The organism is Sutcliffiella rhizosphaerae (genome assembly GCF_917563925.1).
Classification (GTDB): Bacteria; Bacillota; Bacilli; order Bacillales; family Bacillaceae_I; genus Sutcliffiella_A; species Sutcliffiella_A rhizosphaerae.
The window spans coordinates 1-9,857 of record NZ_CAKJTJ010000064.1 but is presented as its reverse complement, the minus strand read 5'-3'; the positions used below and the strand labels follow the sequence as shown (position 1 = coordinate 9,857).

The 9,857-nt window shown below is 29.7% G+C and carries 8 protein-coding genes; 1 reads left to right on the top strand and 7 read right to left on the bottom strand.

Features of this window, described 5'->3' with window-relative positions; genetic code table 11:
* Positions 1–567 (top strand): IS110 family RNA-guided transposase (locus tag LRP81_RS22575; protein ID WP_230505350.1); only part of this gene is annotated, 567 nt, incomplete at its 5' end.
* 90 nt (positions 568–657) lie between these two features.
* On the opposite strand, the gene LRP81_RS22570 is transcribed toward LRP81_RS22575, so the two are convergent.
* From LRP81_RS22570 to LRP81_RS22540, 7 genes are all read right to left on the bottom strand, one after another.
* A complete protein-coding gene (locus LRP81_RS22570; RefSeq protein ID WP_230505349.1) occupies positions 658–1,530 on the bottom strand; it encodes a hypothetical protein in 873 nt (290 codons plus the stop codon).
* A gap of 406 nt (positions 1,531–1,936) precedes the next feature.
* Positions 1,937–3,109, bottom strand: coding sequence for a phosphoribosyltransferase (locus LRP81_RS22565; RefSeq protein WP_230505347.1), 1,173 nt, complete (start codon positions 3,107–3,109; stop codon positions 1,937–1,939).
* Positions 3,099–3,956: a DNA-processing protein DprA gene (locus LRP81_RS22560; protein ID WP_230505345.1), complete on the bottom strand. Its 858-nt coding sequence runs from the start codon at positions 3,954–3,956 to the stop codon at positions 3,099–3,101. Before LRP81_RS22560 ends, LRP81_RS22565 begins: the two co-directional genes overlap by 11 nt.
* 1,017 nt (positions 3,957–4,973) lie before the next feature.
* Positions 4,974–6,014, bottom strand: coding sequence for a hypothetical protein (locus LRP81_RS22555; RefSeq protein WP_230505344.1), 1,041 nt, complete (start codon positions 6,012–6,014; stop codon positions 4,974–4,976).
* A gap of 23 nt (positions 6,015–6,037) precedes the next feature.
* Positions 6,038–6,748 (bottom strand): hypothetical protein, encoded by a 711-nt coding sequence (locus LRP81_RS22550; protein ID WP_230505343.1) that lies wholly within the window; start codon positions 6,746–6,748, stop codon positions 6,038–6,040.
* Between the two features lie 51 nt (positions 6,749–6,799).
* Positions 6,800–8,605, bottom strand: a complete 1,806-nt coding sequence (locus LRP81_RS22545) for an ABC transporter ATP-binding protein (RefSeq protein ID WP_230505342.1) — start codon at positions 8,603–8,605, stop codon at positions 6,800–6,802.
* A 2-nt stretch (positions 8,606–8,607) separates the two neighbouring features.
* Positions 8,608–9,857 (bottom strand): ATP-binding cassette domain-containing protein (locus LRP81_RS22540; RefSeq protein WP_230505341.1); only part of this gene is annotated, 1,250 nt, incomplete at its 5' end.

Here is a 9,857-nt window from a genome sequence, read left to right as displayed (position 1 = left end):
CTTATGGAGGCTGCATTACGAAATCCATTTCAAAACAATATGTATGAAAGCCATATTTTTAACCTAAAGATGTTTATTACCATCGTTCTTCCATATCAAGAGCATCTATCACAACTAGAAGCAGAAATAGATGCCCTCGCTAGTGAAATTGAAGAATATAAGATTATCCAGACTATCCCTGGTATCGGAGAAAAGATTGCGGCAACAATCATTTCCGAAATTGAAGAGATAGATCGGTTTAATCACCCTAAAAAGTTAGTTGCCTTTGCAGGAATAGATCCTAGTGTATACTCTTCAGGAAGATTTACAGCAACCAACAATCGCATAACGAAGAGAGGTTCTAGAAGATTAAGGCAAGCACTATATATGGCTGTGTATTGTGGAATTCGAGCTGCCCGTAAACAAAAGACGAGCGAAACTGTGATACCTCGAAACAAGAAATTAAGAGAGTTTTACGATAAAAAACGCGATGAGGGTAAACCTTATAGAGTAGCAATCATTGCATGTGCTAATAAGCTTTTACACCTAATTTATGCACTTTTAAATAACAAAACAACCTTCCAATAATTAGCTTAATAACTACATTTAACAATATAAAACAAAATCTTCCAATGATGAGAAATAGGAAGGTTCTTTGGCATACTCATTATTTCACGCTTATTTTTTAAGACATTGGTAGGGATCAATTCTGATGGATTCCCAGTTTCCTTCAGAATTCTTTTTGTATTGAGTTATTAATACATCTGTATCGTTTGTTAATTGATAAAAGATAAAGCGATAATCTGCTCCTTCCGTACCAATATAATCAATGGTTTTGACGTAACCGTCTTGTTTTGCAGGCAGCTGTTTTTTTATTAATTTGCACCATTCTCCATACATAATAGCAACCACTGCTTCTGCATCATGTTGCCAGAGATGATAGGGTGCACATAGGAAATCCTCTCCGTACAATTTCATCTGGTCAATTTTATACAAGTTTTGCTCTTTTTTTAATTGGACATAGCCATAATAATAAGCAAAATAGGTGACACCTTTTGATGAACCTTCGATACTTTCCAGCTCAATGAAATAAGGAACAATGCCTTTTTCATCTGAAAGTCTGTTCATCTTAATTAAATTTAGATGTCCGATACCAGCAAACGATTGAAGATATTCATTATAGGGAACCATTTTATGATAGTCTTTAGTAAAAAAGTTATAAGCAATTGGATAAGGCAATTTGGCCATCCCTACAGTTCCGCACCCCCCCAACTGGTTTTGCGTGAGGTTTTCTGCCTCTCTTAAAATACTAAAGTAGTTTAAAATAGTTTCATCTGGAGTTCGGGTTAAAGTTGCAGGCAGTTTAATATCTTTGTAGTTTGATTCATAATAGGAATCAAAAAATGGGATTTCCTTGAAAAAAGTATTTTTTATAGGGAGGCTGGAAGGGCGAAAGTATTTTTCGGCATCACTTATTAACGAAGTTTGGTTTCGTTCTACTGGCTGTCCAAATGTTTGTGGTTCGTATTGGGATCCCATAACGAGAGTCATTTCTTACTTGGGATAATGTTTGAACGCCCGATTTATCCACTTTGTAAAGTGTTTCAATTATAGTCCCCCTACAAGAATATTCTGTTTTACCTTATTCACTTTCTTGTAAGATTATTAATAATTATGATGTATAAAAAAATAGCTACAGAAGTATAATCGGGCTCATTTCTCGCGCCTGTCCGTTGTTTTGTTTCATCTTTTCTTCCTTGCCCTGCTTAATTTTATCGTTTGGAGAATAGCTCCCGATAGTTGAATCATGCTTTTTCTAATCTCGGATTGTCATTTGTGCTTAAGAGATAAATCCAAAGTTAAGCCAAGAGGACTTATCGCCGGTATATTGGCTTGATAGAATAGGTCTTAAAAAGTCTTTAAGAATCTATAACTATAAAATAATTGAGTAATAGTTCTAAATCAGATTTGAAAAATTTAAAATTTCCGAATCATTATTAGGATTATAATACATTTCTTTACCAATATTACCTTCATAAAGTTCTTCTTCTATAAACTCATAAGTATATTTAGAATATACATCTCCGTCTATTACATAATTAGTTGAAAAATATTTTTTTCCGAATTTACCAAATGAGAGAAATATTACTTCTTTAGCACCTGCAGCAAACAGTAAGTGTTTGGCTGCCTCAGCTGAATAGCCATTTGTAATATAATCATCAATGATACAAATTACTTTCCCCTTAATGCTACTTTTTAAAGCTGGATTTACAATTAAAGTTTTGAAATCACTATTACTTTTAGTTTCCAAACGAATTGCTCCACTACTATGTTTAGATTGCATTTGTTTATTTCTGATTAATATTTCAGGACCTCTTCTAGGTCCTCCACCAATAACTACTCTAACAGCCTCTTTTAAAAAAGAAACTGATGTAGCTAAATTTTGTGGATTTGATGATGGGAAAGTTCCCCAATAATCAATCTTATTATAATAAGGGTTTGTTGTAACTTCATTTATCAAGTGAAATAATAGAAGAAGTAATATTCTTTGATCACGTTCAGATTTGGTACCTTTTAAATTTGTTTCAAAAACTTGTTTTACTCTCGCTTCTTCTTCGGGTCTATAAAAAGTATTTGCATTATTTAAACTTATAACTCTAAAAGAATCTCCAAAGCTCATTTGAAAGTAGTTATCTTTATGAATCTCATCTGCCTTAAAACAATCTATAACATCTTGAAAGTCTTTTATCGGCAAACCATATTTTTTCACTTTCTCTGTCACAGTTACTCGACTACTTAATGCCTCTGGATTAAATAATGGAATTTTGCAATTAAAAGAAAAGATAGCATCTTCTTCAACAATTCCTATTACACCAAAAATTCCGCCTTTATCTTTTAACTCTCTAATTTTTTCTTTAGTTTCTGAGCTTCTATTAACAAATTTTATTTTACCTTCATATTCTGTTGGTAAATTTCCTTTCAATATACTAATTGTAGCTTGCTGAGCTACATTAGCTAATTGTACCTTCTCGGTATTAAAGTAATCAGCGATTCGTAAATTTTTCTCAATCAATTCATTACTTTCATTAAAAAATACCAATTTAGATACGAAAATTAATTTATTTGTCATTTAGCATTTCCCCTCCAAATTCAAATATTTTATTATTTATCGCTTCGTCACCCTGATCTACAAAAAGTATCTTTTTGTTAGATTCAAATGCATTTCTAATGGTATTCATAGTTCCACTTTTTAAATTTGTCTCTATAATTATTACTAAATTGCTAATATTGGCAACATATTTGTTTCTATCTAAAAAGCTTGATTTATAAGTGTTTTCTTTGGGACCGATAGCTGTTAATAACAAACCTTCTTCAGATATAAAATTAGCTAAATCTTGATTTGTTTTTGGATAAATTTCATTAAAATTTGTAGGCAACACTGCAATCGTTTTCCCACCAAGACTAAGAGTGGTTTCATGTGAGACAGTATCAATACCCTCAGCTAATCCACTCACAATAATATAGTTATTGTGAACGTATTCTTGTGTTATTTTTTTTGTTAATTCAATAGATTTTTCCGATGGCTTACGGGTACCAACTATAGCAACTCTTTTTTTATCTAACGACAATTGTGCAACATCACCTTTTGAATACATAAAAAGGGGCATAATTTTTTCTGGAATTACTGCCGTCAAATCATTTTGATCATATTTAAAATAGATCTTACTGCTACTATCTTTAAAAAAAGTTTCAGTATTAAATAATTCAAATTTGAAACTTTTATATTTTTGATAATCTCTTGCTAATTCTCTGTCTTTTTCTGTAAACATACTTTCAATTTCCATAATCAGTTCGTTTTCATTATTAAAAATACTTTTTATGGGGTCTAAGCTTAACTGAAAAATAGTTTGTAAAAGGGAATCATTGAAACCATATTGTTTCAAAAAAAATAAGTCACTTCGTATTTTTTTAGTCATAGTTTCCCTCCTTTCTCTTTTCTCTCCTACTTCCAGCGCTACCCCATGCTCATTTTCTATCCCATCATCAAAAAACGTAATAAACTCTCATCTTTAGTTCTTTGAAGAAGCACAAATTTTCATTTTCTACCAATAACATAGTCCTCTATTTCTCATATTCACTACCTCTTAATATAAGTCTTTAGTTGGAATAAATTTTTGTAATCTTCTAATCATACCACGTTTTCTTATATTAAATACAAGTAAAACATTAATCTCCTACCAAACTACAACATGAGTAAGTGAATAACTGCAATATCTCAAATCTTCATACTATAATCATACTTGAATATAATCAGTTATTGTTCGTCATTTCCAAAATTAAAGGATTCGTTGTTGTGTAGTTTCTGTCTACTCAACATATATAAGTTGCTCCACAATCTGGCCCGATTGCGGAACTACTTTTTATCAAAAAAACACTAAATTAATCTTTCAATTTAAATATTCTTTTCTTTTTCACTACAAAAACCCTTTTAAATAATCTAAAAGGGTAATGTAATCAGTAAATAATGTTGTAAATTATAACGTTGACTTTGTTGTTTTATAAACATAATGTTAATTTATGTAAGGTTATAATTTTTCTTAAGCTCAAAAATGGCGTAATATTAAGAGTATTGTAGAGGTGGACGCAAATAGTTCAAACTTTTGAACCACTTAATACGGATGAAAAAACCACCATATGAGAAGTTAAACTACATATGCTATATTAATAATTCTTTCTTGTCTAATAAGGAAGTATGCTTAACTCATGACATTTCTATTATAAGAAGGTTTTTTTGTTATTAGTCTAGATGTTTCTTTGCAGGGTATGAGTCGGCGTATAATTATTTCGAGTAAATGTCACTCCAAGAGTACACAGGCTTATATTCTCAAGTTATTTCCATTCATTAATTTAAGGTATTTTCTATTAATAATCTAAAAGAATATAATATTGTTAAACTATTAATCCAATGCCTTTATTTATATAAATTAATACAATTAATAATCATTAATAGAAGTAGATTTAAATTCAAACAACATATTTTCTATTACACGGATTTCCTTTTCCTTTATATCTGAGAGTAATGTACATATTTGACTTAACTTTTCTTCAAACACACTTTTTATTTGACAATATAATATAAAATTCATTAATCTTTTTACTTCTGAAAGTAAATCATCTAAATCTTTCAATATACTTGCATCTAATTCCTTCGAAAGGGAAATATATGCTTTTTTCAAAATACTCTTGTGGTCAACTAATACTTTAAAAGTATGTGAAGGTATAAAATTATTTTTACTTATGTTTATTTTAAGTCCTTCAATGATTAGGTCATAAATTTGTATACCTATCCAACGTCCATCATCTTTATTTGCAATACTTTGTAGGTAATTATTTTTGCCTATATAATTTTCAAAAATAAAGATAAAATCATCTATTGAAAAATTCAGTACAGTTTCATATCCCCATCTATGACCAATTTTATACTCCTGATTTTTTTCCAATAAAACCAAGTATTTTAATCTTGTATCATCTAAGTTTTTGGGGACATTCTTGTAATTAGTTCTTAACCAATCAAATTTCACTTTTTTTTCACAAAACTTCCAATTTGTCTCTGGCCAAAAATCCCAAACATCAAGTTCTTGTTGCTCTATATCATAACCTGTAATGAAAGTTTCATGAAAAGGAGTGTAGTCCCTGGCAGAGTAAAGCATAACAAATTTGTTTTTATCTAAAGAGTCTATAACAAAATCTACAATATCATCATACTTCTCATCGACAATAAATTTAGGTACTCTATAGTAGTCAATTAAAGGACAATTGGGCAATCTTGTTTGGTGCCATGGATAATACTGAGAATAAAAATCAACTGAAAATTCATCAAAACCAGTTTCTCTTGAATAAAATAAACAAAGATAGTTATGAAATATCCATGAAATTGATTTATGGTTATCAGTATCCATTATAAGGAAAATATGGGCGTGTTCAGGGTAGCATGTAATCATAATATTTTCATTTATTTCTAGTTTTTTTCTCATTTTTAACACCTTTCGACCTATTTTTAAGTAAAAGAAGTATATTCCGATTTTTCCCTTTTAGTAGAAATTTTTGAAGAATCGTCTTTGATTACTAATTTATTGCAATAAACAATTTCAATTAAACATCCTGATCCTACAATTACTTCATCACCGATAATTACTTGGGCTAAAGTGTTTTCTATATAAATAACCTTCCCCTCAATTTTCTCAACTTCAAAAAACATTTTAGTTTCACTATTAATACCTTTTATTACTTGTATATAATCCCCTTTAATATTTCTAGCAGTGCTTTCTTGATTTAAAACAAACTTAAACCTTGATACACAAATATCTTCAATAGATACATCTCCGATTATATTTAATGTTTCTGATAGAATGTTTTTTTCTACTTTGGCAGTACCAATGAGGGAAATATGAGTAGAGTTAAGCTTTCCAGTACATTGAAAGTTTCCTTTCGCCATAATGTTAAAAGAGGAAATATCACCGTTCACTAATGTAGTACCATGGAATGAGCCTTTATTACATTCAATACTTCCGTTTATATGAGCATTTTTTTCCACTAAAATATCTTTGCATTTGATATTACTATTAACTTCTCTTTTACTATCAACAAATACAACATTAACATCTAAATCACCGTCAGTGTAATGGCTATCAGTTATACTTAAAGTACTATACGTCCCTCCCTTAATACATATTCTTTTGTTATTATTATTGCTTTGTAATTCTTCCATAAAAGTAAAACCTCCTAGGAATTCGAAATAATAATTTATTTTCATAATATGTTATGCATTAATATTATTTAACCCTTTTATATCCTTTACATCTTGATACCAGGAAGCTTGTTTAATAAATAATTCTCTATAATAGCTATTAATTTTCATTAACTCTGTATGTGATCCATTTTCAATAACTTTCCCCTTCTTCAAATGAATTATCCTATCAGATAAAGTAGCGGAACCTAGTCTATGAGAAATAAGTATAGAAGTTTTATTATCTGATAAATTTATGAATTGCTTATAAACCTCAAATTCCGCTATAGGATCAAGAGAAGCTGTTGGCTCATCCATAATTAGTAACATTGCGTTTCTAATATACCCTCTCGCTAATGAGATTTTTTGCCATTCTCCTCCAGATAATTCAACACCATTCTTATATAAATTCCCAAGCATCTGATTATATTTATGTTCATATTTTTTTACAATTTTATCTGCGCCACTTTGTGATGCAGCTCTATCTAAACTCAATATTGAATTAATTTCTGATAAATTACCTAATCCAATGTTTTCTCCAAGTGACAAGTAATATTTACCGTAATCCTGAAAAACAACTGCAGTATTCCTTTTGAATTCTTCATCATTTAGCTTCGTTAAGTTCACTCCATTTACAAGTATTTCACCAGATGTAGGGTTACTTAACCCTAAAAGTAAACGAATTAAAGTGGATTTTCCTGAACCATTATCACCTACGATTGATATTTTTTCTCCATTATAAATTTTAAATGATACATTATCCAACGCATTTACTAAGGCATTTGGATATTTATATGTGACGTTTTTGAATTCAATTTCAAATTTATTATACTCAAAAACCTTAGTACCTTCACGTGGAGGTTCTTTTTCATCCAAAAAATTAATTATCTTGTTTATTAAAATTTCATCTCTTTTCAATTCTGATATACTTTTAGAAAAGATATTAAGCGCTTGGATAACATAATTACCTGCAAAGAAGAATGCAGTAAAAGCACCTACACTTAAATCCCCAACAATAACCAAATGTATAGCAATTATCAATGATATTCTATGTGCAATAAAAAATATAAGTTGTCCGATTAAATTATCCTTTTCATTCTTCTTATCAATACTTAATTGAAGGTTTGTAAACTTTTCGCTACCTTCCTTATAATTTTGGTAAATATAATTCCACATCCTATAGACTTTGGTTTCTTTAACGCAACTTACATTAAAAAGTAAGTCCGAATAATAATTCATTCTACGCATTAATGTCATTTGTTCTTCAAATAAGGTAACTTGTCTTTTAGCAGCTATATTCTTATATAAAAAGTCTGGAATAGAAATGATAATCCATAATAAAGGCAAGATCCAGTGAAAATAGAAAAGAATAGCTAATGTTGATACTAGCTGAATTACTGCCATATAAATTTCGATATTCTTTTTCCAATAGCCAGTAATTACTTCACTGTTAACACCTCTTATTTTCTCAAGGGCGTCCTGGTATTCACTATCTTCTAGAATCTCTAAATTAATTCGTGTGGACTTCATCATGATTTTTTTTGATATTTCCATTTGAGAGTATTTTTGTAGCCTTTCGGTAATCCATGAAGATAATATATTTAATGCATTTGGAAGTACTAATGCTGTCAGAAAATAAAAAATGGCGATAAATATCACTGAAAAACTCTGGCCGCCGAGAAAAATTTCTTGTCCACTATTCACTAGCAAACTTAATAATTTTAGTGAAATTGCAGACAAAAGCGCTAGAAACAAACTTATAAAAATTGTCAAAAATAAATCTTTGGGGGATGCTTTTTTTAACAAATTATACGACCAAATAAAAGCCGATTTACCCATATTTAACCTACACTCCCCTCTTTATACCAGCTAGCTTGCAAGTTATATAATCTTTTGTACTCTCCATTTTGCTTGATTAATTCTTCGTGTTTACCCGTTTCCACAATTTCTCCATTCTTTAAAACAATAATTTTATCAGCTTTTATAACTGACCCAAGCCTATGTGAAATTAAGATGGAAGTCTTTCCTTTGGTAAACTCTCTAAATATATCAAATATTTCATATTCACTAATTGGATCAAGAGATGAGGTTGGTTCGTCGAGAACATAGATAGGTTTACTTGAATAAAAACACCTTGCAAGTGCTACCTTTTGCCATTCTCCACCTGATAAATCAAGTTTACCAAAATTTTTCCCTAATATTATTTCACTTATGTTTTCATTTTTAAATATTTTTCTTACACCTGTTTTATCAAGAACTATATTTAATCTATCTGTATCTAGTTTGCGCCCCAAAAGAATGTTATCGATTACAGACATTTCATATTGCACTGGTTGTTGAAAAATAACACCCATATAATTTGAAATTTCATTTATATCTAACTTATTATAATTATTTTCATTTAAGAATATTGAGCCTTTTGTAGGTTGATACAAACCTAAGAGTAAGTTTACTAATGAAGTTTTTCCTGCACCATTTTCACCTACTATAGCAACTGATTCACCATAATTTATTTCCAGATTTATATTCGTTAGTATTTCCCTTTCCATCCCTTCTCCAATCTGAAAGGATACATTTTTAAATATTATTCTAGGTTCTATTTCATTAAAATTCACAACATTTTCTTTCATTGGCTTTTCAGTTTCTTTAATAAAGTTGATTAAATCATTAACTTTCAATCTGTGGTTAGCAAAATTCTTAAAATTAGTTCCAACATTGGATAGCATTGGTCCTAGCTGAGCAATAAATGAAACTAAACCAGCAAATGATCCAATAGTTGAGGTTCCTAATGAAATTGACACTGCAACAGAGATGAAAAAAAATCCAATTAGACTAAACCCCGCAATTGAAAGTATTAAATTTGCAGTATAATTCTTGCCTTTTATCCCCAAATACTTTTCTATTATTATACTTTTTAGTAAGTACCATTTATCTAATACATATTTTGAATAATTTAGTAGCCTAACTTCTTTTCCAAACTTGCTATTGGTTAGTAAAGAATTTAAATATTCAATTTGTCTTTCATGGTATACATGTTCCTGTTCTAGTTTGTATTCTTTCTTACTTTGATAATACATTTGAATACTATATA

Bases quoted from the DNA above. Each gene is read 5' to 3' on its own strand.
- LRP81_RS22570 (WP_230505349.1), bottom strand. From the start codon at position 1,530: ATGACTCTCGTTATGGGATCCCAATACGAACCACAAACATTTGGACAG.
- LRP81_RS22565 (WP_230505347.1), bottom strand. From the start codon at position 3,109: ATGACAAATAAATTAATTTTCGTATCTAAATTGGTATTTTTTAATGAA.
- LRP81_RS22560 (WP_230505345.1), bottom strand. From the start codon at position 3,956: ATGACTAAAAAAATACGAAGTGACTTATTTTTTTTGAAACAATATGGT.
- LRP81_RS22555 (WP_230505344.1), bottom strand. From the start codon at position 6,014: ATGAGAAAAAAACTAGAAATAAATGAAAATATTATGATTACATGCTAC.
- LRP81_RS22550 (WP_230505343.1), bottom strand. From the start codon at position 6,748: ATGGAAGAATTACAAAGCAATAATAATAACAAAAGAATATGTATTAAG.
- LRP81_RS22545 (WP_230505342.1), bottom strand. From the start codon at position 8,605: ATGGGTAAATCGGCTTTTATTTGGTCGTATAATTTGTTAAAAAAAGCA.